General features: G+C 68.7%; 20 protein-coding genes and 4 pseudogenes. 11 read left to right on the top strand and 13 right to left on the bottom strand.

Annotation, left to right across the window (positions count from 1 at the left end):
- Window positions 1-618: 618 nt before the first annotated feature.
- Window positions 619-746, top strand: a pseudogene (locus AB0I68_RS36565) (IS5/IS1182 family transposase); the annotation flags it as partial.
- Between the two features lie 48 nt (window positions 747-794).
- On the opposite strand, the gene AB0I68_RS36560 reads toward AB0I68_RS36565, so the two are convergent.
- The 3 genes and pseudogenes from AB0I68_RS36560 to AB0I68_RS36550 all read right to left on the bottom strand — a co-directional run.
- On the bottom strand, window positions 795-1208 hold the full coding sequence (locus AB0I68_RS36560) for a hypothetical protein (protein ID WP_363181721.1): 414 nt from the start codon (window positions 1206-1208) through the stop codon (window positions 795-797).
- A gap of 124 nt (window positions 1209-1332) precedes the next feature.
- A complete protein-coding gene (locus AB0I68_RS36555; RefSeq protein WP_363181720.1) occupies window positions 1333-1965 on the bottom strand; it encodes a MarC family protein in 633 nt (210 codons plus the stop codon).
- A gap of 264 nt (window positions 1966-2229) precedes the next feature.
- A pseudogene (locus AB0I68_RS36550) lies at window positions 2230-2430 on the bottom strand (ATP-binding protein); the annotation flags it as partial.
- Window positions 2431-3396: 966 nt separating this feature from the next.
- Between AB0I68_RS36550 and AB0I68_RS36545 the strand changes: the two are divergent.
- The gene (locus AB0I68_RS36545) at window positions 3397-4335 is read left to right on the top strand and encodes a hypothetical protein (protein WP_363181719.1); all 939 of its coding nucleotides are present in this window, start codon (window positions 3397-3399) and stop codon (window positions 4333-4335) included.
- Window positions 4220-4564, top strand: a pseudogene (locus tag AB0I68_RS36540) (hypothetical protein); the annotation flags it as partial. The gene AB0I68_RS36545 and the pseudogene AB0I68_RS36540, both read left to right, overlap by 116 nt.
- Window positions 4565-5039: 475 nt before the next feature.
- On the opposite strand, the gene AB0I68_RS36535 reads toward AB0I68_RS36540, so the two are convergent.
- Window positions 5040-5204, bottom strand: coding sequence for a hypothetical protein (locus AB0I68_RS36535; protein ID WP_363181718.1), 165 nt, complete (start codon window positions 5202-5204; stop codon window positions 5040-5042).
- Window positions 5205-5464: 260 nt separating this feature from the next.
- Window positions 5465-5884 (bottom strand): hypothetical protein, encoded by a 420-nt coding sequence (locus AB0I68_RS36530; RefSeq protein WP_363181717.1) that lies wholly within the window; start codon window positions 5882-5884, stop codon window positions 5465-5467.
- Window positions 5885-6684: 800 nt separating this feature from the next.
- On the opposite strand from AB0I68_RS36530, the gene AB0I68_RS36525 reads away from it, so the two are divergent.
- Complete coding sequence (locus AB0I68_RS36525; RefSeq protein ID WP_363181731.1) at window positions 6685-6888, top strand: cold-shock protein; 204 nt, start codon at window positions 6685-6687, stop codon at window positions 6886-6888.
- Between the two features lie 272 nt (window positions 6889-7160).
- Here the strand turns inward: AB0I68_RS36525 and AB0I68_RS36520 are convergent, their stop codons facing one another.
- Window positions 7161-7328 carry a hypothetical protein gene (locus AB0I68_RS36520; RefSeq protein ID WP_363181716.1) on the bottom strand — a complete coding sequence of 56 codons (168 nt, stop codon included), beginning with the start codon at window positions 7326-7328 and terminating at the stop codon, window positions 7161-7163.
- Window positions 7329-8149: 821 nt separating this feature from the next.
- Entirely contained in the window at window positions 8150-9574 is a 1425-nt protein-coding gene (locus AB0I68_RS36515; RefSeq protein ID WP_363181715.1) for a cellulase family glycosylhydrolase, read from the bottom strand.
- Between the two features lie 443 nt (window positions 9575-10017).
- Between AB0I68_RS36515 and AB0I68_RS36510 the strand changes: the two genes are divergently transcribed.
- From AB0I68_RS36510 to AB0I68_RS36490, 5 genes are all read left to right on the top strand, one after another.
- Window positions 10018-10593 carry a TetR/AcrR family transcriptional regulator gene (locus tag AB0I68_RS36510; RefSeq protein WP_363181714.1) on the top strand — a complete coding sequence of 192 codons (576 nt, stop codon included), beginning with the start codon at window positions 10018-10020 and terminating at the stop codon, window positions 10591-10593.
- Window positions 10594-10610: 17 nt separating this feature from the next.
- The gene (locus AB0I68_RS36505) at window positions 10611-11021 is read left to right on the top strand and encodes a cupin domain-containing protein (protein ID WP_363181713.1); all 411 of its coding nucleotides are present in this window, start codon (window positions 10611-10613) and stop codon (window positions 11019-11021) included.
- A gap of 28 nt (window positions 11022-11049) precedes the next feature.
- Window positions 11050-11664, top strand: a complete 615-nt coding sequence (locus AB0I68_RS36500) for a DUF4865 family protein (RefSeq protein WP_363181712.1) — start codon at window positions 11050-11052, stop codon at window positions 11662-11664.
- A gap of 853 nt (window positions 11665-12517) precedes the next feature.
- Window positions 12518-13423 (top strand): protein kinase, encoded by a 906-nt coding sequence (locus tag AB0I68_RS36495; RefSeq protein ID WP_363181710.1) that lies wholly within the window; start codon window positions 12518-12520, stop codon window positions 13421-13423.
- A gap of 5 nt (window positions 13424-13428) precedes the next feature.
- The gene (locus AB0I68_RS36490) at window positions 13429-13986 is read left to right on the top strand and encodes an NPCBM/NEW2 domain-containing protein (protein ID WP_363181709.1); all 558 of its coding nucleotides are present in this window, start codon (window positions 13429-13431) and stop codon (window positions 13984-13986) included.
- Window positions 13987-14304: 318 nt separating this feature from the next.
- Here the strand turns inward: AB0I68_RS36490 and AB0I68_RS36485 are convergent, their stop codons facing one another.
- Window positions 14305-15042 carry a dienelactone hydrolase family protein gene (locus tag AB0I68_RS36485; protein ID WP_363181708.1) on the bottom strand — a complete coding sequence of 246 codons (738 nt, stop codon included), beginning with the start codon at window positions 15040-15042 and terminating at the stop codon, window positions 14305-14307.
- Between the two features lie 277 nt (window positions 15043-15319).
- On the opposite strand from AB0I68_RS36485, the pseudogene AB0I68_RS36480 reads away from it, so the two are divergent.
- Both AB0I68_RS36480 and AB0I68_RS36475 read left to right on the top strand, forming a co-directional pair.
- Window positions 15320-15649, top strand: a pseudogene (locus AB0I68_RS36480) (helix-turn-helix domain-containing protein); the annotation flags it as partial.
- A 128-nt stretch (window positions 15650-15777) separates the two neighbouring features.
- On the top strand, window positions 15778-17226 hold the full coding sequence (locus AB0I68_RS36475; RefSeq protein ID WP_363181706.1) for an NF041680 family putative transposase: 1449 nt from the start codon (window positions 15778-15780) through the stop codon (window positions 17224-17226).
- A gap of 9 nt (window positions 17227-17235) precedes the next feature.
- Here the strand turns inward: AB0I68_RS36475 and AB0I68_RS36470 are convergent, their stop codons facing one another.
- From AB0I68_RS36470 to AB0I68_RS36450, 5 genes are all read right to left on the bottom strand, one after another.
- Complete coding sequence (locus tag AB0I68_RS36470; RefSeq protein WP_363181705.1) at window positions 17236-17784, bottom strand: DUF6192 family protein; 549 nt, start codon at window positions 17782-17784, stop codon at window positions 17236-17238.
- Window positions 17781-18314, bottom strand: a complete 534-nt coding sequence (locus AB0I68_RS36465) for a hypothetical protein (protein WP_363181704.1) — start codon at window positions 18312-18314, stop codon at window positions 17781-17783. Before AB0I68_RS36465 ends, AB0I68_RS36470 begins: the two co-directional genes overlap by 4 nt.
- Before the next feature lie 18 nt (window positions 18315-18332).
- Window positions 18333-18833 (bottom strand): hypothetical protein, encoded by a 501-nt coding sequence (locus tag AB0I68_RS36460; RefSeq protein ID WP_363181703.1) that lies wholly within the window; start codon window positions 18831-18833, stop codon window positions 18333-18335.
- Window positions 18830-19768: a DUF6192 family protein gene (locus AB0I68_RS36455; protein ID WP_363181702.1), complete on the bottom strand. Its 939-nt coding sequence runs from the start codon at window positions 19766-19768 to the stop codon at window positions 18830-18832. Before AB0I68_RS36455 ends, AB0I68_RS36460 begins: the two co-directional genes overlap by 4 nt.
- 163 nt (window positions 19769-19931) lie before the next feature.
- The gene (locus AB0I68_RS36450) at window positions 19932-22409 is read right to left on the bottom strand and encodes a Helicase associated domain protein (protein ID WP_363181701.1); all 2478 of its coding nucleotides are present in this window, start codon (window positions 22407-22409) and stop codon (window positions 19932-19934) included.
- Window positions 22410-23070: the final 661 nt, after the last annotated feature.

The following is a 23070-nucleotide window of genomic DNA, read 5'->3' as shown; positions in this document are numbered from 1 at the left end:
CACCCCTGGACAGGCATGAGGTTCTCCTCCGCCTTGGGCAGCACGACGCCACTCGAGGCGACCTTGGTCCGGCCCGACCTCGTCGCCGAGATCGGCGCGGACACCGCCATCGACCGCGGCGACGTCCACCGCCACCCGCTGCGCTTCACACGACTGCGCTGCGACCTCTCGGGCCAGGGGGCCCATGACCGAGCGGTCCTTGGTCAGCAGGATCAGCGGTACGAGCGCGATCGAAACCCTGGCCGATGCCCGTGTTCCCGAGTAGCCGGGAACCCCACCCACACGCAGGTCGAGCTCCTCCAGGGCTACGCCACCTGGGAACGCGTGCGCGAATCGTTCCCGCCTGCGGCTGGCCGGTCGCGCCCTGTCCGCTAGAGGTATCGCAGGAGCAGTTCCCCACGAGCCGACATGTCGAGGGGCGGCTGCTCGAGCCGTGAACCACGACCCGGCCACCTGCTACTTCACCGCTCGCCGCGGCTTCCTAAGGGCATGCCCGCCCTCATTCGAGGAGAGATGACGGCACATGTCCGGCCTCAATGAGGCTGGCCGATCTCACGAACCTGGCGATCGGTAGGTTGTCTCGTCGAACATTGAGTTGCCTGTTCAAGGGGGTGGGGCCGGGATGGAAGAAGCCCCAGAGCCGTCGCGACCGTCATCGACTCCCAGCGTCAAAGCCGCCCCGAACCGTCGGCCAGGACTCGCGTGGCTGCGACGCTGCGAAGAAAATCAACGGCCGCGAACGGCATGGGCCGAACCGCCAGCGGCCCCGGCCGTAGCTCGCGCGGGCTGCCTGACTAGCCATCTGACGCCGGGCCCCGGACCTGTTCGAGCTCGGGCACGAGTGCGGTGATCATCAGCCAGAGGGTGTAAGGGGTGGCGGCCAGTGCCACGCACAGTCCGATGGGGCCGAGGACCGGGTCGGCAGCCGCCTCCGTCACCGAATGGTCGATCGTCACGGCGGCGATGAGCCATGCTGCCGGCGCGGCCAGCAGCAGACGCACCGCCCACCGGGGCCCGACGAAGACTTCGGGGACCACAAAGGACACCAGCAGGGCGACTGTGGCAGTGACGATCACCGCGAAGACGTCCTTGAAGAAGACCACCCCGAAGGCACCCAGATTGAACGCCACCGACCACACCACAAGGCCCATGGCGATGCTCGCCACCAGGAACGCGCGCTGCGCCTGTGGTACTCGATGCGTGCTCACCGGACTCATTGTTCCGGCCAGGAACGCGATCCCTGGCGTGCGGCGGCTCCCGGCGCGGCGGAACGTGAGCACCGCCGGCGCACACTTCCCAAGGAGCCAGGACGACGGCTCGGGGCCCGGGCATTCACGTGATGCCGAAGTACCTCTTGATGCCGTCGAGCATGAGCTGGATGCCGATCGTGGCGACGAACAGGCCGCCGAACCGCGTCATGATGGCCATGGTCTGGGGCGACATGTTCATTCGGTTGACCAGCAGCAGGTGACCGACCGGGATCAGAGCCACGGTGATGCTGACGGCGATGAGCGCGGCAACGGGGCCGGACCAGCCCTCACCCGCTGAGGCAATGGTGATCACTGTGGTGATGGCGCCAGGGCCGGCCATGAAGGGAATGGCGTAGGGCACCACGATCGAGTCCTCGGCCGACTTCGGCGCCGGTTCATCGTGTGCCGAGGCACCGCCCTGCGCGCGCGTCGGCTCGCCGCCGAAGAGCATCTCGAAGCCCATGAGTGTCAGCACCAGACCGCCCGCCAGGCCGAACGCGCCCAGGTTGATCCCGACCAGGTCGAGAAGCTCCTTGCCGACCAGGGCCGCACCACCCAGCGTGATCGCGATCGTCATCATGATGCGGCCGACGTACTCGCGTCGGCGTTCAGGTTCGTTCTCGGTGAGCATGCGGAAGAAGATGCCGCGGATGAATGGATCGACCAGGAGGATCATCGCGATCGTTGCCTGGATGGTCAGCTCGAAGGCGCTCATGCGGTCTCCCGCCGTCGTGGAACGGCCGACTCGCCGTCGTACGGATCTCCGCGCTCACCGGTCTCGCACGAGCCGTGCGCATGCACTTCATTGTCATCTCGCCGAAGTTTTGGCGCTACTTGCCTGACCCGAATGGTTTCCTTGGATGTCATGCCCGGTTCGGAAACAGGTGCTCGATACAGGGCAGCACGGTCGTCATCGCGAATGCGGCACGGCCAGCCGCCCGTCAGGGCGGCCGGCCGTCTAGGGAGGTAGCGGCAGACGTCAGCTGGCCTTGGTGGGTTCCTCAAATCGCGCCCGGGTGCCGGCGAGGCGGTAGGAGTCGGTGCCGGTTTCGATGATGGTGCCGTTGAAGGTGAGGCGGTCGACGATGGCCGCGCAGAGACGCGGGTCTGTGAACGTCTTCGTCCAGCCGAACGACTCGTTGGAGGCGATGGCGACGCTGTTCTTCTCCTCGCGCTCGGTGGGACCTGGTGGGGCAGTTCCGTGCCGTGGCGGTGAGTTCCATGCGTTGGGTCGGGGACAGGACGCCGTGCGCCGTTTCCGGTGTCGGTCTTCCGGCCCCCGCCCGCCGAACCTGACGTGGCTGTGCGGGTTGTGGATGCGGATACGGGAAGAAAGCCACCCCGTGATCGGCATTGCCTGAAACGGCCCGCGACGAGACGCTTCGCTCCGACCTGTGAGCTGGCTGCAAACATCTACTCATAATTCTGATCTGTGCAGAAATAGACCAAATTGCCCCCTGTGGTGGAACCTCAAGGTCGACCGGTTCACAGGTCGCCCACATGAGCAATCACGCCGCGAGGCACAGTCGGTTTCGACCGGGACTTCAGCCACCAGAACCCCGCCGCCCCAGCGCGTTTCGGGGGCGCGGAGCAGTACCGCCCGTGTGGCTGCGGGCCGCTGTGGGACATGGCTGCGAGGCTGTGTGCCATCGCCCGGGCCGAGCCCGTCTCCGACGACGCCCGGATGGCTCCTGGCGGGACACGGAGCCCCGTCGACCTCACAGCCCGGTCGCCGAGTAAATACGGGGGTCGCGGTTGGGGGAGAGGCAGGAACCAGCCGCGCATGCGGTCGTCGTGCCGCAGGAGGGGCCCCGGACGAGCCCTGACGGTCCCGCTGCGCCTCGTACGGATGATGCGCCGGTCGTCAGGCCGTTCGCCTTCGGCTGGTCTTGCTGACTCTGGAAGGGGGGCGACTGTGAAGGGAGGCCCCCACGATGGTGCTGCGGCCGCCGGTCCCACGGCGAACGCGCGTGAGAGACTCCGTGGTCAGGTCACTGAGCAGAAGGGTCGCTCGCCATGTCGGACGCCATACCGCTGCCGGTTCTTCTCGACAAGGTGGTGGAGGGGCTCGCGGGAAACCCTGCCCTGCCGTCCGAGCTCGTGCGTCGCCTCTTCGCCTCTTCGCCTATCGCAAAGGCTCGGAAGGGTGGCCAAGCGGCCAGATCTGAGTGATGACATGATCACCGAGATCATTGCCACAGACGATCTCTGGCTCACGCATTCTCTCGCTCTCAACCGCAGCCTCCCGCACGCCTTCCGGATGATGCTTGCCGAGCACCCGGATCCCGCGATACGCAGGGCTGTGACCGTTGGTGCTGGCGATGCACCGCGAGAGCTGTTCGAGCGGCTGCTCGACGACGCCGATTCACAGGTGCGCGAACACCTGGCGGAGAGCGATCACGTACCGGCAGACCTGCGGGCCCGGCTGGCAGCGGACTCCGACCCGAAGGTCCGGGCGACGCTCGCACAATGGTGGACGACGGCCCCTGAACCGGTGCGTCGGCTGCTGCTGACGGATCCCGACGGCTCGGTACGAGCAGGAGCTTGCGCGACCTACTTTCGCCGGGTTCCCCATCCCGTTCCGCCGGCAGACCTTGTTCCGGCGCTGCTGGCCGACCCGGTCACGCGCGTCGGCGCGGTGCGCCACTGCACGTTGGACACCGCCACCGCCCGCTGGCTGGCCGACGATCCGGACGAAGAAGTGCGTGGGGAACTCGCAGAACACCCCGACCTCCCACCGGCGCTGAGCGACAAGCTCGCCCAGGATCCCAACCTGCGAGTCACGCTCCGCGTCTTCGCCCGTCAGGACACCCCGGAGCCGACTCGCGCCGCGATCCATGCACAGATCCTGTCCGACGTGCCCCCGCTGGACTGGCTCGCGACTTCGGGCACTGCGCCTGCCGTGGGTGACGGCCGACCCTCTGCCGCACGTGGACTCGCCGTACGTCTGCTTCCGTGCCTCGGCAGCGATGTCCGACCACCTCCCGGCGCCGCTTGTTGCCCAACTGCTCGACGACGAGGAGAGCAGCGTCCGCACCACGATGGCCCTCCATTCCCGAGACCCGATCGATCCCGAGACCGCTGAGCGCATCGACCGCACCCATCGTCCGGACAAGATGGTCCGGTGGCGTCCGGCCGATGACTTCCCTCTTCCGGCGGACGTCCTTCGACGTCTGGCCACGGACCCGGATCCGAGAATGAGACAGTTGGCCCCGCGCGACCTCGACTTGCCCGTGGAGACCGTGCCTCGCCTTGCGGCCGATCCCGATCACACAGTGCGCTGCGCCGTCGCAACGCATCCCCGGCTTCCCGCGGAGGACCTGACGCGGCTGCCGGCCGATCCGTCGGAATCCGTCGAGGCCACTGCAGCCGACCAACCCCAACCTGCTATCCGCAGACATGCACCGGCTGCTCACCCTCGCAGGTATGTGACGTCCGAGTGTGCGTCGCCCATGGCGGGTGAGGACGCCGAGGGCTCCCGGGCGGCTGCTTGCAGGCGCGCCGGATGCAAGCAGCCACCAGCCCGAGGTCTCGGCCTCTGCGACTCGACGAGGCCATCACCGCGGCAGGGCCACCACCCCGTGCGTCCCGAGGCCGTCCGCGGTAGTCCCTCGAAGTGGTACAGGCCGAGGCCTGTCTTCAGTTCGCGGTAGTCGTGCTCGATGCGCCAGCGGGCCTTTGCAGGCGGACGGGGTCTCCGTGGCGGGCAGGAACAGGCGCGAGGTCCCGCCGCGCCAACGGCGCGAACACCTAGTAGCAAACCCGGCAGCGGCAGGCGCCGCCCCAGCATCAGCCGGCGGACCTCGTCGGCGTCACGGCCGGGGCCGCGCACAGGTCCTCCAGGGTGAGGAACCGCGTGCTGACGTACGCGTCGTCGGCGCCGGTCAACGGGTGGTCGCCGTTGACTTCGTGGAATCGTTTCGCGAGCTGCCCCTTCAGGTCCGTCTCCGGCATCGGGCCGCTTCCGAGTTCACCGGTACGGCCTCTCCCCGTGCCGGAGTCGGAGCGCTATCGGCCGGGTTTCGGAATTCACCGAACCATCCGAGGGCGCGGGCCTGGTCCGCTGAAGGCAGATTTGGCAGAAAGCACCTTCTCCGCTACCCGGCGGAGGAGGCGCTTTCGCGTTTCCGGGGTGCTCTACCCCATGTCACGTACGTATTCGCGAGAAACCACGCGCGAAACCAAGTGTGAAATTCGCGCGGGCGACCCGGTCATCAGGCCCTGTCGAGATAGAACTTCTCGTGCTCGCCGCCGTTGGCGTTGACCTGGCAGTTCACCGTTCCGCCGGGGCCGGTGGCGGTGGTCACCCCGCTGCCGGTCACCATGCGCAGGTAAATACCGGGGAAGGCCGCCGACTCGAAGGAGAACGAACCGTCCGCCTGGGCGCGAAGGTGGTATTTCTCGTAGGGGTGGGCGCCGTATTGGCAGTTGACCTTCCCTCCGCCGGCCATCGTGGCGGGGACCCCGGTGCCGTCCATGCGCAGGAACACGTTCGCGAAGGCCATCGACTCGAAGGCGTACGAACCATCTGCCTGCGGTCGGACCTTGCACGCTGTCCAGGGGCCGGGGCCGTACTGGCAGTTGACGGTCCCGCCGCCGGGGTCGGTGAAGGAGGTTACCCCGGTCCCGTCCATGCGCAGGAAGATGTTCGGGAAGAACGTCGACTGGATCGTGATGGGCGCGTCCCCGAGCTTTGCGAGGTCAGCTGCCGATAAAGGCGTGATCGCCTCTCCTTCGGTATGGGTGTGTCGCGGACGAGTTGAATTCAGTGCCGATGGCGGCAGCCTTTGCGGCGCTGAAAACCGGGATGGGGGAGTGAATCTGACCCGAACCGCGCGGCTTCACGGGCTCTATGGGCAACTTCCCGTAGACAGCCCGCAGAATCGCAGATAAGGCGGCATCGCAGCCGCCATTCACCCCCATTTCCTGCTCTCGCAGGCCCCGAACTCACTGTATTTGCATGAACACAGCCTGTCCACCCTCGTGCCCTCAGTCAGTGTCTGAGGGGGGCGTTTCAAGCCGACTGCGGGAAACCCGCTCCTTTCGGCAAGCGACCGGTACGACACGTCTCCGGCGCGCGCTGAAACGGCCCCGCCGACGGTGCTCTTGACCTCGAGCTCCGCCTTCCCCTGCGGCCCGCTGGGTGCCTGACCGCACCTCACTGATGAGGCAGGGGGCCGCCGCTGGTCGGCGTCGGCCGCGCTCGCCCAGCCGCCGCAGCGAGGCCGCCCTCCGCTCGATGCAGACCTCCTTGTGAGACTCGCGCTTGCGGCGGGGCCTGAGCAGCGTGACGATCTTCTGTTTGACGTGCTGCATCGGGTATCTCGGCATCCTGCCCCCGCTCGAAAGGCGGTGACGCTAACCTGATTGTCGATCACGACCACGGCAGAGCTGGATGTCTGGCGTGGCTTCGTTCAACCAGAAGGGCGACATGATGGCGACTGGAACGGTCAAGTGGTTCAACGACGCCAAGGGGTTCGGGTACATCACGCCGGAGGGTGGAGGTGATGATCTCTTCGCCCACTTCTCGGAGATCAGGATTGAGGGGTTCAAGACGTTACAGGAGGGCCAGAAGGTCGAATTCGAAGTCAAGACCGGCCCGAAGGGCTTACAGGCCTCGAACATCAGGCCGCTCTGACTCAGACACCCCTCACGTTCCTCCTCAGATGCTGCGGGCGCCCGCCGGCCTGCGGCCCGGGACCGTACACAGCATCCGGACTCCCGCGCCGCCCTTCGCGCTGGTTCCGGTCTCCCCGCCCGTGAGCGCGCGGGCAGGCTCCCCGTACCTGATGGTGCGGGGTGTCGTGGGCCAGCGAAACTGAGCAGTCGTCACGCTTCGGACGTGGGGTTGCTCACCCGCCTGCCGCTCCGCGCCGTCGCCTCACCAGGTGGCAGTCCGCACTGCTGCGCTCACTCCTCCACTCCTCGCCGGGTCTGGGCTTCACACGCAGGCAGCACCTCGGTCGGGGCGCCGAGGGCGAGTGCCCGCTGGGCGAGCCGCAGGTCGTGGACGGCGCTGGGTGGGCGCAGCAAAGAGTGTTCGAGGAGTGCTTCGACGCGCGCCAAGCGCTTGCGCACGGCGGAGGGCGACAGCTGTCGGGGAGGCGTCCCCTGGGGTTTCGGCGCGGGCCGGTGCGAGGACGAGCACGTGCCCGGTGTACACCGGGCACGGGACGATCCATGCGTCCGCGTCCTCCTCGGCCATCTCCTGTGCCACCCGGTCACGTGCGGTCGGCGGTCCTTCGATGACGTACACCCGCACTTGTTCGGGCAGGTCGGGCTGTAATGCTCCGGCGATCTGGCGGGCGACGCCGGTGTGACTGTTCATCAGGAGATGTAGTACCGCTTCCCTGTTGCGGGCCTCGGCGGTGCTCAGGCGTTTCCACCGGCGTTGGGTGTGTTCCGCCTGCCAGCTCAGGCTCATGGCGTGCGTAGCGTCGGCGAGCAGATGCGCCAGTCCAGGCGGTGCCGGGCTGGACGCGACGGCGACGAGGAGGGGAGCGGCGACTCCCGGCGTGCTGTCCAGGGGGAGGACGAGGCAGGTAAGACCCTCGTGGTCGATGGCCACGGAGCGCAGCCCGCGCGCGGCAATCTCCTGGACCCCTCGCAGCACGAGATCGCGGCTGTGAGCGGCATGAGGGGACAGGCGCGGGGAGGCTGCGCTGTCGGAGCCGTTGACCAGGAGGACATCGGCTCCGCTACGCGCGCTCAGCCAAGTCAGCACAAGGTGCAGTGCGGCCCGGTGGGCGATGGCGATCCGTCGCATTGCCGCGCAGCCGCCGCGTACGGGCGCGCCCTGCGGCTCCGGGGCAGGTGCTCGTCCGCAGTGATGTGGAGAAGGCGTTTCTTCGGTTGATGTAGGGGGCCGTGGGCGGCAGTCCCCGAGTGATTCGGGTGGGCTACCTCGGGCTGATCGTGACTTTGTACGTGGTTCCGGCTCTGCCGTGGGTGCTCACGGTGACGGTCTTGCTGTGCTGGTCCCAACTGGCCTTGCTGCCTTGAACATCGACGCGGTAGCCGCCTGGGTACGTGTCCCTGGGCACGGTGATCTGGGTGGGCCCCTCGGCGTTGCCGCGGGTGCGGAAGGTGAGCGTGTAGGTGCGGGTGGCCGGGTCGTACGCGAACCTGAGCGGGTCGCCCGCGACGGCTCGCGCGTACGGCTGGACGAGCAGCTGGGCGTTGGGCTTCGCGGCGCCCGTCTGGTCGAGGAAGCAGTAGCCGCCGCCGTGGCACCATTGCCACCACGTCCAGCCGCTGGAGAAGCGGTCCAGGGAGGCCGTCATGTCGGTGACGAACCGGCTCGCGTGCGGAACGTAGGGGTTGCCGCCCCACTCCCCGACGATCACCGGCATGCGGTTACGGGACGGGTAGTCGCTGATCGCGGCCTCGTAGGCGGGGATGAAGGTGCCGTTGGGGTCGTAGTCGGCGCCGGTCTCCATCGCGGTTTCGTAGAAGTGCGGCGCGTAGCCGGCGTGCAGGTCGTCGACGTGACCCATCCGGGTGGGGACGCCGAGACCGACGATGACGGTGGGTTCGACGAAGACCCACGACTTGCGGTCGACCAGGCGGATCGCCTGGGCAAGGCGGTTCCACAGTTCGGTGAGCTCGGTGGCCTCGAAGCGGGCCGCGGCGGCGGGGAGGTCTTCGCCTTCGAGGAACTTCGCGAACGGCTCGTTCATCAGGTCGTAGCCGAGCAGCGCCGGGTGCCTGCCCAGGGCGGAGGCGACCGTCATCCACATGCGGGCGTGCGCGGCGCGGAGGTCGGCGTCCTTGTACAGGTGGTCGAAGGCGGTCTGTACGGACGGCTCGAAGTACTCGGAGAACCAGTCGTCGGGTATCGGCGAGAACGGCAACCCCTCGTCACGCGTGGCCCAGTCTGGGACACCGCGGGAGCCGAAGTGGGGCCCGTACACGTCCTGGTGGGCATCGAGGATGACCTTGATGTGGTAGCGGTCGGCCCAGTCGAGGATGCGGCGCATCTTGGTGAGGTAGCCGCGGTCGTAGTGCCCAGGGGTGGGTTCGAGGTCGTCCCAGAAGAACGCGAGGCGCGCAAGGTTGAAGCCCCGGGCGGCCATGTCTTGGAGGTCGCTCTCGTGGATGTCGGCGAACGCGTTGGTGCCTCGGCTGCTCTTGTCGGCGAGGTTGAAGCCGCGCCACTGGAGCGCGCGGCCTTGGCCGTCGGCGATGAAGGTACGGTCACCGACCGTGACCCGGTCGGGGGCTCGGTCGGGGTGGGCCTGGGCCTGGGCCTGGGCGGGGAGGGCGCCGAGCAGGAGGGCGGCCACGGCGAGGGCGGCGGGGGCGATGCGGGAGTTCAGGCGCATGCAGGAGACCCCTTCGAGGATGGCTGCTCGGACGGCGTACTACTGGCCGGTCGGATGCTAGTGCCGGGTGGGTCACGTTCACAGACGTTCGTGGGAGCCGGCGATACTTCCTGCGGGCGGATCAGGCCGTTCCGCGTCAGCACCCGGTGGGTTGCGCCTTCCTCGCCGAGGGGGCCGGCCAAGATGCTGCCTCAGGGCTGTCCCGCAAACAGCGCGGCGAGACGTCCGCGGCCGACACGGGCCGGCCGTCGGCGGCCCGCGGCAGCGGGAGCCCGGCCAGCACGCGACGCAACCGAGCCACGTCCATCAGCCCGATGCCATGCCTGCCCGGAAACGGTCCACGCTCTTCGGCCGGCTATGGAACGGGCAGGACGTTCCCACCGCCACCGAGGAGTCGGAACCCGCAAGCCGCTTCTGTACCTACTGCTCTGTACACTCCTTGCATGCGTACTGCTGAACGCCTCATCGAAAGCACGCGCGAACTGCTGTGGGAACGCGGCTACACCGGCACGAGTCCGAGGGCGATCCAGCAACGGGCCGGGGCCGGGCAGGGCAGCATGTACCACCACTTCGCCGGCAAGCCGGACCTGGCGCTCGCCGCGATCCGCCGCACCGCCGAGGAGATGCGCGCCAAGGCGGAGGAGCAGTTTTCCGCACCGGGCACAGCCCTGGACCGTGTCACCGCGTACCTGTATCGGGAGAGGGATGTCCTCAAGGGCTGTCCCGTCGGACGTCTCACCCAGGATCCGGACGTCATGGGCGACCCGACGCTGCGAGCCCCGGTCGACGAGACCCTGGCCTGGCTGCGGCAGCGCATTGCCGAGGTCCTGACCGAGGGACGCGAGCGCGGGGAGCTGGACACCGCGCTGGACCCGCAGGCAGTCGCCGCGACCGTCGTCGCGGTCCTGCAGGGCGGCTACGTCCTGGCTCGCGCCGCCGACTCGGTGCAGCCGTTCGACCAGGCGATCAGCGGCGTGCTGGGCCTGTTGACCGCGCACATCGCTACCACCCACAAGTAGACGAGCGGCCTGCCTTCATGCGTATTGCCCGTACACCCCGGCCCGCCGCCGTCGCACCACCCGAATGGGTTTCCGGCGCGGCGTGGGTCGACGAGATTGCCGAACCCGAAGGGCTATCGCGCTTCCGGGTGGACAGCGTTCACTTCGCGCCCGGCGCCCGCACCGCATGGCACCGCCACCCTTTCGGCCAAGTCCTTCACGTCACCGAGGGAACCGGGCTCGTCCAGTGCCGTGGCGAAGGGGTGCACGCCATCCGCGCCGGCGACACCGTGCGCATCGCACCGGGCGAGTGGCACTGGCACGGAGCCTCGCCCACCACCTTCATGACGCATTTGGCCATCCAGGAAGTCGCCGAGGACGGCACCGAGGCAGAGCGCGGCGCCCCTGTCACGGATGCCGAATACTGCGCCGACCCGCTGAATGCCTGACCATTCACCAAGAAAGGCAGCACTCTTCGTGTACGCCCAGCAGTACGAGATCACCCTGCCTGCCGATTACGACATGAAGATCATCCGCAAGCGTGTGCGCGATGGAGGGCATGTCCTCGACGACCGGGCCGGACTGGGCCTGAAGGCCTATCTCATTCGTGAACGCGGCATCGGCGGCTCGCCGGTCAACCAGTACGCCCCCTTCTACCTTTGGAACGACACCGGCGCGATGGCCCAGTTCCTCGTCGGCGGAGGCGGATTCCAGAACATCATCCGGGACTTCGGCCGCCCGGTCGCCCGGCATTGGGTCGGCATCGCCTGCCCCGCCGGCCCCGCCCGCACCGCGCCTCCCCAGGCAGCCTCGCGCCGTCTCACCTCCATGCCCTCTGACACGGATCCGGACGGCACCGGTCTGGGCCTGTCCCAGCTGATCGAGCGGGAGGTTGAGCAGTTGCAACAGCTCTCCCGCCATGACGGCGTGCACACTGCCGCACTTGCGGTCGACCCTCACCACTGGCAGCTGCTGCGGTTCGTGTTGTGGACGGACACGTCGGCGCCGGACGAGGACGCGACAGAGCGCTACGAGGTTCTCCACCTGTCCGCCCCCGGCCTCTGTGACCTGCCGGTGGGCCGGGACTCGTAACACCCCGTGCACAGAAGAGATCCTGACCGACCACCACGTCATCTCCACGCCTCGTCCAGGCCGGCGGCGGCCGGGTCCCCCCAAGGGCCGCAGGCCGCCGCCGGACGGGAAGGAGACGCGGCAGGCGGTGGCGCCGCAGCAGGCCTCCCGCCTCCTGGGCTGGCCTTCGCCGAAGGTCACGACCGGTCAACGACCCAGCCGTCCGGAGCGCCGGGGGAGCGCCGCAGATGGCCGCGGGGTGCAAGCTCACCGACCGCCCCAGGGGACCGCGAGTCGGCGTCGAAGCCGCGCCACCAGTGACCTGACTCCGTAGCCAGCGTCTTTGTCCCCCGGCTACCCGACTTCCGAGGACGCCCGGACCGCCGGAACGGCTTCCCGGCGGTGGGCGGTGCCGCCCGGCGTCATGAACAACGGGTCTGCGCCGACGGCCAGGGTGACTCCCGAACCGCTGTCGAAACGCTGCTCTTTGACGGGAACAAAGCCAAGAGCTTCGACGCTTTCGTGGGCTGTTTGAGTCCGCGGCCGTGAGCCTTTCGAAGATCGCAAGACAAACAGGGCTCGACCGGCGCACGGTTCGCACGTATCTGTCCTCCGGAGCCCCGGCCGCACCGTCCCGCTACCTGGGCCACCTTCATCGGCGACGCCACCCGCTGAAGTCGGGATTCTCACAGGCATCCAGAAGGCTGGACACCCGATTTCTCCTTGACCACGCGCGCCCCCGCCGACGAAGCTGATCTCCAATCAAATGATCGCTCCTGGGGGTAGGTTGAGCGGCGATAGCCTGCACATCGGACCTGACACGGCACCCGACCGATACCGGTTGTTGCGGTCCATCGGGCGCGGCGGGGAGGCCGTGATCCATCTCGCCGAGATCGAGCTCGCCGGCGGATCCGAGCCCGTCGTCGTCAAGGTGCTGGACTCCAAGGCGACCCTCACGTCCGAGGAGTTCGAGCGGATCAGCGCGCGGTGGAACGAGCAGGCGGAACTGCTGCGGTTCGTCCACCGGCCGGGGGTCGTCGGCGTGCGGGAGCACTTCGAGGGGCCGCCCGTTCACCGGCCCGGGGAGGCCTCGGACCGGGCCGGGCGCGCCCTGGTCCTCGTCATGAACCACGTCGACGGGCTCGACCTGCGCGACTGGCGGGCCGAGCGGGACCTCTCCCTGCCGGCCGAGCGGCGCGAGATCGTACGGACCCTGGAACAGCTGGCGGACGTACTGGACTGGCTGCACTCGGGGAAGGCCACTCCGTCCGGCCGCCAAGTGATCCACGGCGACCTTTCCCCCGGCAACGTGATGGTCGACGCGCACGGACAGGCCACCCTGGTGGACTTCGGCCTCAGCAAACTGACCGCCGACCACCAGACGGCCGAGATCTGGTTCACCCCCGGCTACGCGGCCCCCGAGGTCTTCGACGGCAGGCGCACGCCGGGCACGGACCGGTACGCCTTCGGGGCGATCGCCTACTTCCTCCTGAGCGGGCAGTCGCCGCCCGCCACCCCGGGGCTGCTCGCCGACGCGATGGCCGCTCTGCCGCAGATCGCGGCCCTGGACGCCGAACGACGGGGCGGATCGCAGCGCTCTGCTCGGCCGACCCGGGGCAGCGGCCGCTCAGCCTGGCCGCGTGGGTGCGGGACGTCCGCCAGGCGGTGGTCTCCATGGGACGGGACGTCCGGGACACGCCTCCGATACCGGCGAAACCGCAGGTCCCGCCACTGCCGCCCGCTCCGCCCCCGCGCAAGCGGCGGACCGGCCCGGTGCTGAGCGCGGTGGCAGGGGTACTGGTCCTGGCGGCGGCCGCGGTGGTAGGCGTACCGCTGCTCGGCGACAAGGACGGGAACAAGGACGCGGACGGCCCGAACCGGGCGGGCGGTGACCGGCCGGCGTCGCAGCCTTCGGCTTCGGGTTCCGTCCCGTCCCACCCTGCCGGGGTCTCGCTCACCACCCTGGACCCGGTCGCCAAGAGCGAGTACGCGTGGTTCGACGTGGGCAACGGGACGCTGAGCTCCCAGCACTACGACACCGCCCTGGTGCCGGCCGGGCCCTACGAGATCTGCGACGGCGCGGCGCAGTACGACCTGGGCGGCGCCTGGAAGACCCTGACCATGGTCGCGGGCGTCGACGACTCCTCGAAGAAACCGACGGCCCGGATCAACGTGGAGGTGGACGGCGCGTCCGTATGGACCGGCGAAGTCCGGATCGGATCACCGAAGACGCTGTCGCTCGACATCACGAACGGCAAGCGCCTCGCGATCTCCTACGAGGACCCCGGTCGCACGTGCGGGATGGGGCGGCTCGTCCTGGCCGCCCCGACCCTGAAGAAGTGACCGCGGCGGCCCGAGGGGCCGAGCCGTGCGATGAGGCTGCCGGTGCGAAATGGGTTGCTGACCCTCGCACCGGGCCCATGTTTTCTGCCGGTTGTCGTCGCATCCGTCGCCCGACTCCAGGCCTATGCTGCGTTTCCACGCTGCCCGCTACGGCCCCGAGGTCGACACGCTGCGCACGACCGACAGTGCGCGCATGCCCGCTGGGGTCGGCTGCTGTCGGCCGACCCGCATGCTGTGGCGGAGTTCGCGGGGAGGGGGGGGAGAGAGACTGTCAGTGCGCGACGCTGACCAGTCCTGGCGCCAGCATGTTTGCCTGGGTCATGCCCCCAGATCCTCCGTCACGGGCAGGCACTCGGCGAGCAGGTCGACGACGTCGCGCCAGGCTCGCTGCGCGTGCTGTGGGTGGTAGCCGACACCGGGGACCACGGGGTGGTCGACCGGCGGGTGGTGGAAGGCGTGCAAGGCGCCGCCGTAGACCGCGAGGCGCCAGTCGACGCCCGCGGCCTGCATCTCAGCGGTGAACGCGTTTCGTTGCGCGGGCGGCATGATCGGGTCTTCCGATCCGACCCCGGCCCACACCGGGCAGCGGATGCGCGCTGCCTCGCCCGGTCGGCCCGTGGTAGTTGCGTTGACTGTCCCGATCGCCCGCAGGTTGACGCCGTCGCGCCCGAGTTCCAGCGCGATGGCGCCCCCGGTGCCGTAGCCGACGGCGGCGATCCGGTCGGGGTCGGCCCGCGGTTCGGCGCGCAACTCGTCGAGCGCCGCGTGGCCGATGCCCCGCATCCGGCCGGGATCAGCGAGCAGCGGCAGGCAACGGGCCAGCATCTCCTCGGGGTCACCCAAATAGCGCCCGCCGTGAAGGTCGAAGGCCAGCGCTACATATCCCAGCTCGGCGAGAGCATCGGCCCGGCGGCGCTCGACGTCGCTGAGCCCCATGCCCTCTGGTCCGAGCAGCACTGCGGGCCGGCGGTCGACACCGGCCGGGAGCGCGAGGTGCCCGATCATCGTCAAACCGTCGGCCGGGTACTCGACCGTACGCGTCGTAATCGTCGTCATGAGACTGGACTGTAGTGATCGTCGAGACCGGTCCGGCCGGTGTTCTGCCGCTGGCAGAACAGCGTAGGTGTCCCTCTGAAATACGGGACGGGCCCGGCGCTCAGGGCTTCGAGATCATCCCGTTGCCCCTTTGGCGCGTATCTCGGTCACAACCCCTGTACGGGCTGATCACTGGATTACTGACTTCAGCTCGTTGGGGTGAATTGTTGCGAAGTCGCTGCTGGGTGTGGGTGGGTGGCTGTATCCGTGGTGTGTGAGATATGCGGATGGGGGCGGTCTGACGCCGGCAGGACGTCAGCGGCGCGAGACGGTACGGATGCAGGCGGCTGAACTGTTCGAGCAGCAGGTCAAGCCGTCGGAGGTGGCCCGTCGGCTGCGGGTGAGCGTGAAGTCGGCTTACGTGTGGCAGCAGTTGTGGCGGGACGGGGGTGTTCAAGCTCTGGCCTCGCGCGGTCCGAATGGGTCTCGGTGCCGGCTGTCCCCGTACTGCCTGGAGAGACTGGCGGGGTTTTTGGAGGAGGGGCCGGCCGCGCATGGCTGGGTGGAGGACCAGGTGTGGACCGCGTCGAGGGTTGCCACGCTGATCGGCAGGAAGTTCCATGTCTCTTAGCTTGGCGTTTATCCTCGCTCGTCACCCGACCTGCTGATCTGCGGTCTTTCCCGGGACGGCGGAGGCGGCCGTTCTCCACGCTTCGAGATGTCGAGTAACGAAGTACCAGAGAACGGCCGCTGCGTATGAGTCTGCCTGCCGATGTGTCCGGACGCGAGGCGTTGGGTGTGCTGTCCCGCTTTCGTGTCGAGTTCTACGACTGCCTCTACTCCCGTGCGGACGCGCTCTTCGAGCTGACCGACGCGGTGCTGTGTGCGGACGGGCCGGTCAGGTCACTGGTCGAGCTCACGCTGACGGCCGAGCACCGGCGTGGGCACGGGGCGATGTACGACGCGGTCAACCACGGCTGGCTGGAGCCACGCCGTCTGCGGCGGCTGCTTGCCTCCACACCGTTGCCGAGGGCTGCAGACGGGCGGATCGTCCTCGCGGTGGATGTGAGCAACTGGCTGCGGCCCGATGCCCCTACCAGCCCGGACCTGCTGTTCTGCCACGTTTACGGCCGAGGCCGTAGCGCGGATCAGTTCATCCCCGGCTGGCCGTACTCCTTCGTCGTCGCCCTGGAAACGGGACGGACATCGTGGACCGCCGTGCTGGACGCGATCCGGCTGGGACCCGCTGACGACGCCACCGCGGTGACAGCCTCCCAGCTCCGCGACGTCTTCACCCGGCTCCTGCGGGCCGGCCAGTGGAAGCCTGGCGACCCGGACATCCTCGTCGTCATGGACGCCGGCTACGACGTCACCCGCCTCGCCTACGTCCTGGCCGACCTGCCCCTCGAGCTCGTCGGCCGCCTGCGCTCGGACCGGGTCATGCTCCGCGACGCCGGACCGCGCCGCTCCACCCCACGCGGTGGGCAGCCCCGCAAGCACGGCGGCGTACTCACCTTCTCCAAACCCGACTCCTGGCACACTCCCGATCAGGCCACCACCTGCACCACCACCCGCTACGGCACGGCCGGGGCCCTCTCCTGGGACCGGATGCACCCGCGCCTGACGGCACGCGGCCCCTGGCTCGACCACATCGACGAACTACCCTTGATCCACGGCACGTTGATTCGGCTGAAAGTAGATTATCTGCCCGGTGACCGCGACCCGAAACCGGTCTGGCTGTGGTCTTCCAAGACCGGGATGTCCGGCGAAGACGTCGACCTGCGCTGGCAGGCGTTCCTGCGACGCTTCGACCTGGAACACACCTTTCGGCTGTTCAAGCAGACCCTCGGCTGGACCGTTCCGAAGGTCCGCGACCCGCACACAGCCGACCTGTGGACCTGGCTGATCATCGTCGCCCACACTCAGCTCCGCCTCGCCCGACCGCTCGCCGAGGACCTACGCCGCCCCTGGGAACGGCTGGCGGAGCCACGCCGGCTCACCCCCGCACGCGTCCGCCGGGGGTTCCGCAACCTCCGCGCGAAGACCGCCCGTCCCACAGGGGTTCCGCGACCCTCCCAACCCGGCCCCGGCCGCCCGCCCGGATCACAAAACCGCAGGCCAGCGCCACGCTACGAGCCAGGGAAGACCGTGAAACGAGCCGAAAACCTCACCGAACACATCCGTCTGAAACAACAACGACCTTAAACAAAAAGCTCAGGAACCGGCTGAATGTGTGTGCAGGACGTTCATGGATCCCTGGGCGTCCGTGCAGCTCCACCGTTGCCCATGGGGCGGGTGTTTCACGATGTTGAAGCGGTCGGGGTGGGAGGCGAGTATGGCGTGGACGGACCATGACGCCTCCTGGCTCCGCTGGGCCTGAGGCCATGCTGCCGCTACCCGACGGTACTGGCTCATGGACTTGGGCGTCAGGCCGACGGCCTTGGCATAGTCCGACAGCTTTCTCCCGGCGAATGGATCATTCAGGGGCACCGCATCCAAGGCCAGGTCCCCGAGCATGAATCGTGCTCCTGTATCCATGTGGGCCTTCACCCGGTACGCGGCTGCTTCGGCGTAGAACGCGTCGCAGATTCCTTCCCACCAGGTCCGCATGGAGCCGGCGGCGAATACTTCGTCGAGTGGGGCCAGCCCGTATCCGCACACGGTACAGATGATCAGGCTCCCGTCAGGGCCGATGTCGATCGGCTGCCGCTGGTAGCAGTACTTGCAGTACCAGACCATGGGAATCAGTTTGCGGCGGGTCATGGTGTTGGCTTCCGTCCGCTTCTCTCCGGCGGCTGTCGCGAGTTGATACCGGTGGTTGCGGCGGTCAGTGATTGGGCGGCGGTGTCGGTGCAGGCGTTGACCGCTGCGGGGCCGGCGCCGGTGCGGGTGAGCCGGTCGGCGTCGATGAGGCTGGCGGCGGCCAGGGCCAAGTCCCCGGCGGCGCGGGCCAGGGGGCTGGGGTCGTCGTCGAGTGTGGCTTCTATGGCGCTGCGGACCAGGCGGAGGCTGAGGAGGCGCAGGCGGGTTTCGTCGGCGGGTGAGGGGATGGCGGAGCAGTAGCCGGCCAGCAGCTGGGTGAGCCCGCGTGGGGGCTCTTGGGCAGGGTCGGCACGCGTGGCGGCGTCGAGTTCGGTCTTGGCGAGCAGGATCCCGAGGAGCAGGGCGGTGTCGGTGCGCTTGGGGCCGTCGGGCCGCTGCCGCGCATCGAGCTTCGGGGCCACGCCGAGGTCGGCCAGTGCGCTGTAGAGGGTGCGCGCGCTGGCCGGACGTCGCATGGTCGGGCGTCCCATCGCGAACACTCCCGGACGTCAGGCGCCTGCGGTGGTGCGGCGCCGCCGTTTCGGCTTGGCCTGCCGGACCGGTTTGGGCATGGTGAGGGTGGCCTTCTGCATGCGGTCGTAGGTGCGGGTCATGTGGGCGATCTCGTCCTGGAACATGGCCAGGACCTCGTAGTTGTTCACTTCCTCGCCGAGGGGGTTGATGGCTCCTGACAGCAGGCGGCGCAGTTCGGTGTTGATGCGGCGCATCCGCAGGGCGGCGTACTCGGAGATCTTCGCGGGGTCGATCGTGATCATGTAGCCGCTGCGGTACGACAGGAACGCCTTCCCCTTCTCCATGGTGATGTGGTCGCGGACGTAGCCCTTGGCCCGCTCGAACTGCCCGTCGGTGGCGTGGATGCGGCCGGTGATCTCCTCGCGGGGGAGCAGTACATCCTCGCCTTTCTCCTCGCACAGCCTCCAGGCGAGTTCGGCCAGGTGCTGGGTGGGGACCGGGGCTGCCCGCGGGGCGCTGGTGGCTGTGCGGGTCATGGCTGGTCATCCCCTTCGGACAGGATGTGCGCCAACTCCTCGTCCATGGTCTTGTCGCCGGTCGACAGCGCGGAGTCGCACCAGTCGAGCGCCGCCCGGATACGCCGGTGGTTGTCCAGCACGGCCCGTACCTCACGCTCGGTGAACTCCGCCACGTGCAGCCCGGGGATCATCCGCTGGAGGTCGACCAGGAAGGTTGTGCCACTGCCGATCAGCTCCAGCACTTCACTGGAAGCCCGCTGGTAGTCCACTGCCGGCTCGCGACGGCGTATCTGCCGCACTTCCCGGGCCTCGTCGTCGGTCTCGTCCCGCTCGTGCGCGGCGGCGAACCTGGCAGCGGCAGCCTGCTGACGCTGTTCATGGTGCGCCCGGTACAGGATGCGCTGGTTCGACGGGCTGGACATCACCCGCTGCGCGACGTCGGGGCGGCGGATCATCTCCTCGACCGCCTTGGTGGCGCTCTCGTCCTCCCGCATCAGCGTCCGGACCCGGTCCAGCTTCTCTTCCTTCGTCAGCGGGCGGTGGGGAAGGCGTCCTGCCCGGCTGAGCGCGAGGTCTTCTGTCCAGCGTTCCTTGCCTTGCGGTGGCTGACGGATGACCTCGAACCGGTCGGGCAGAGCGTCGAGCGCCGCGTGCACCGTCCACGGAACGCCCGGGACCCTCTTGTCCGGCGGCCAGGCCATGGCGACGTGACGGCACTTCACCAGAGTGTTGACGTTGCTGCCGATCTCGTCTGCGAAGCGGTCCAGCACCAGGAAGACACCCTGGTTCACTCCACGGCCCTTGGACTTAATCATCTTCAGCGTCAGATCGCCCAGCCGGAACTGGATCGAGGTGTCTTCCCCGATCATGTCGCGGCCCTGTTTGATGTAGCGGGCCCACTGCCGGTCGGTGAACTGTTTCGGGAACGGACTGATGAGTCTTGTCCGGGTCATAGCGCCTCCTACGACGCTCCGGGTATCGGTATCGCGACATACACAGCCGCACCCCCGTGCCCCGCCATCAAGATTACGCCTACATATGTTCGAAATCTCCCTGGCGTAGTCGGTGAAAGAGGGGTGGCCGATGTGCCTTTTAAGTAGCGGGCCTCGGGGCTGGCTACGCCCACCGCATCTCGATCGCCGACAGCTGCTCGACCCGCTCCGGCGGCAGCGTGGCGGCCCTGCTGCGCTGGTTTCCGATCCACGACCCCAGCTTGAGGTCTCGTTCCTCCTGGTCCTCGCCGCCGTCCCCGATGACGATCCGCTCGACGTGCCCCCTGGGCACCCGGAGGTGCCCCTCTCGCTCGTAGTACTGGCGGGCGGCGGCGTAGTTCATCGCCCACTTGTCGCCCTGCGTGCGGCGTGGCTTCGGCTTCTCGTCCTCGGCCGCCGGTTCGATCCCGAGGACCTGCTCGCACAGCCACTGCTGCCCGCCGGTGAGCTGGTCCCATCCAAGGCGCTGTGCCCTGACCCACCGTCCGAGGTCCTCGCCCTGGTGCACGATCTCGCCCGGCGCGGTCGGCAGCACGCCGCGGGCACCCAGGTGCTGGCGGACGAGGTGGAAGGCGCGTTGCCATTCCACGGGCCACAGGGGGCACCAGGACGGGTCGATGTCCTCCAACTGCTCGCGCCGCTGGGGGGCCAGCGTTGCGGCGCGGACGTCGGCTCGCGCGTTCTTCAGCCAGATACCGATCTTGTGGCCCCGGTAGACGGCGTCCAGCGGCGCCAGGAGGTGCCCGTTCTCCTCGGCCCACCCACGTGCCGCAGTGAGCCCTTCTTCCCACGCGACGTCACGGTGCGACCAGAGCATGCCGAGCGTCTCCAACTGCTGGACGCGTTCGGCGTTCAGGCGGCCGCGGGCGTGTCGGTGGCGGGCGTCGGCGATCCACTGTCCGAGCGGGAAGTCTGCGAGCGGGGCCGGCCACCTCTCGCGCACACCCTCGCGCTGCTCTTCGCCCTGGCCCTCGGCCTCCTGCTCCCGGCCGTCGGGCACGCGGTATGTGAACGGGATCTTCAGGTCGCCGTATTCGCGGGAGTAGATGACGGCCGCCTCCACACCGCGCCGCCAGTGCTCCTTCTCGGGGTTGAGGACGCGCAGGCTGATGAACGCCGCCAGCGCGGCCGCATCGCGCGGGGTGCTGAACTTCAGCAGCGCCCGTGCCGGCACCGAAATGAGGACGGCGTCCTCGCCCTCGGGACTCTCGCTGTCCTGGCTTCCTGTGCGGCTTGGGACGCCCTTGGAGCGGCTGGGCGCCTGTGGCACGGCCAATGCCTCCACGATGCGGGTGTCATGCGCCCTAAGGGCTTCCAGGAGCTTGGCCAGGCCGCCGTAGGCCTTGCTGGTGAGCATGTTGTCCGGGGTTTCCCCGGGCCCGAGCAGGATCGGCACCACCAGCGAGGCCACCTTGCCCTCACCTGGCTGGATGCGTAGGGCACGGCCGACGGCCTGGACCAGGTCGGGCATGGAGCCGCGGACGTCGGCGAAGTACACGCTGTCGCAGTTCTGGATGTCGACGCCCTCACCCAGGACTTTCGCCGACCCTAGGAAACGCCTGGCCGCGTTCGTGCCGCCGGCGAACTCGTCCAGCACGCGGCGCCGGTGGGCCGGTGGGTGATCGCCGCAGAGCCAGTCGGCCCAGACCGCGCTCGGGTACAGCTCCGGGTCGTCCGCATGCAGTTGTGCGGCGACGTCGGGAAGGCCGGCTGCAAAGGCCTCGGCCTCCCTGACCAGGTGATGGAAGACCAGCGTCCGGCCGAAGGACTCCTCGGCCGACGCCTTCACCAGTGCCGTCTGAAGAGCCGCGAGCCGTGCTCCGCGCACTTCATCCGACCGGCCTTCGACGCTAAGGACCTGCGTGGCCTGGAGCTGGGTGTCGGTGATGTCCACGCACACCACCTGGTACGGCGCGCAGATGCCCCAGTTGATCGCCTCGGACAGGGTCAGGGTGTAGCACCTGCTCCCGAACGGTCCGTCCGGATCGTCCTCCATCGACGCGACCAGCTCACCGGGTACCCCCGGCTCGGTGTCCTCGTCCAGCTGCCACAGCCGAGGGGTGGCGGTCATGTACAGCCGCCGCAGCGACGGGATTCTCGCGTTGTCGTGGACGACCGCCCAGGGCTTGCCGAGCCGCCCCGAGGTCCGGTGCGCCTCGTCCACGACGACCAGGTCCCAGCCGGGAAGACCGGCCGCGTGAGCGCGCTCCAGCGTGCCCAGGCCGAGCGAGGCGTACGTGGCGAACACCGTCACCTTGCCGGACGGCCGCACCCAGTCGACCAGCTCCTCCACCGCCGTGGTGTTCGGGAAGACCGTCTGATCCCCGCGCAGCGACGACACCCCGATCATCAGCCCCTTGCGGCCTCCCTCATGCCACTCGGCCTGGGTCTGCGTGAGCAGGTCCAGCGAGGGCACCAGCACCAGCACCCGGCCCACCCCCAGCTCCTCCGCGCTGCGCACGGCCACCAGGGTCTTGCCCGAGCCGGTCGCCATGACCACCTGCGTCCGCAGCCCCCGCTCGGCCGATCGCGTCGGCAGCTCGAGCGCGCGTACCACCGCGTCGACGGCCTCGCGCTGGTGGGGACGGAGAGTCTTCGGCACGGTCCGCTCCTTTGCGGGTCTGCTGTCGTTGGTGACATCTGGTGGCGCATCACGGGTGTCATCCGGTGGGGGATGCCGAGGCAAGTTTAGATCTCAGCTTCATTTTGAAGCATACTAGAGAGGCGGCTTCCGCGCCCGGCACTGTGCCATGCCTGACAGGCCGTCACTTGCATTCCTAAGCTTCGACCGTCATCTCACGCCCACCCCTCCAGCCCCCTCCACTGACAGCACCCGAAGACAATCAGTCGGGGATACGACCTCCAGACGGCCTCCGAGCCGCACGCCCAGCGGCCTTCCCCAGCTGGCCGCCCGCGGAGCGGGCTTGAGGTCCTGGAGGCGAAGCCGGAAGGACCAGGGTGGAGGAGCGAAGCGGATCCACCCAACAGGCCGAAGGCCCAGACCTCGTGAAACGGGGTCACCTCCCATGCTTTGCACGGGAGGTCAGGCCTGGCGAAGCCAGGCCCCTCGGGTGAAGCGAAGCGGAACCCGGGCGGTCCGAAGCGAAGCGGAGGACTCCCGGCCCGAAGGGCCGGCTCTGGCTCGGCGAAGCCGAGCCCCGCCGAGCGCAGCGAGGCGGTTCTCTCCTCCACGCGCAGCGTGGAGGGACCCGCTCCGCGGGCGGCCAGCTGGGGAAGGCCGCTGGGCGTGCGGCTCGGAGGCC

This window comes from Streptomyces sp. NPDC050448 (assembly GCF_040655295.1).
Lineage (GTDB): Bacteria > Actinomycetota > Actinomycetes > Streptomycetales > Streptomycetaceae > Streptomyces.
Note: the sequence above shows the minus strand (reverse complement) of the source record. Positions and strands in the feature narration are given on the sequence as shown.

Bases quoted from the DNA above. Each gene is read 5' to 3' on its own strand.
- AB0I68_RS36535 (WP_363181718.1), bottom strand. From the start codon at position 5,204: ATGCCGGAGACGGACCTGAAGGGGCAGCTCGCGAAACGATTCCACGAA.
- AB0I68_RS36455 (WP_363181702.1), bottom strand. From the start codon at position 19,768: ATGACCCGGACAAGACTCATCAGTCCGTTCCCGAAACAGTTCACCGAC.
- AB0I68_RS36475 (WP_363181706.1), top strand. From the start codon at position 15,778: ATGAGTCTGCCTGCCGATGTGTCCGGACGCGAGGCGTTGGGTGTGCTG.
- AB0I68_RS36530 (WP_363181717.1), bottom strand. From the start codon at position 5,884: ATGGACGGGACCGGGGTAACCTCCTTCACCGACCCCGGCGGCGGGACC.
- AB0I68_RS36525 (WP_363181731.1), top strand. From the start codon at position 6,685: ATGGCGACTGGAACGGTCAAGTGGTTCAACGACGCCAAGGGGTTCGGG.
- AB0I68_RS36515 (WP_363181715.1), bottom strand. From the start codon at position 9,574: ATGCGCCTGAACTCCCGCATCGCCCCCGCCGCCCTCGCCGTGGCCGCC.
- AB0I68_RS36460 (WP_363181703.1), bottom strand. From the start codon at position 18,833: ATGACCCGCACAGCCACCAGCGCCCCGCGGGCAGCCCCGGTCCCCACC.
- AB0I68_RS36485 (WP_363181708.1), bottom strand. From the start codon at position 15,042: ATGACGACGATTACGACGCGTACGGTCGAGTACCCGGCCGACGGTTTG.
- AB0I68_RS36555 (WP_363181720.1), bottom strand. From the start codon at position 1,965: ATGAGCGCCTTCGAGCTGACCATCCAGGCAACGATCGCGATGATCCTC.
- AB0I68_RS36510 (WP_363181714.1), top strand. From the start codon at position 10,018: ATGCGTACTGCTGAACGCCTCATCGAAAGCACGCGCGAACTGCTGTGG.
- AB0I68_RS36465 (WP_363181704.1), bottom strand. From the start codon at position 18,314: ATGGGACGCCCGACCATGCGACGTCCGGCCAGCGCGCGCACCCTCTAC.
- AB0I68_RS36470 (WP_363181705.1), bottom strand. From the start codon at position 17,784: ATGACCCGCCGCAAACTGATTCCCATGGTCTGGTACTGCAAGTACTGC.
- AB0I68_RS36505 (WP_363181713.1), top strand. From the start codon at position 10,611: ATGCGTATTGCCCGTACACCCCGGCCCGCCGCCGTCGCACCACCCGAA.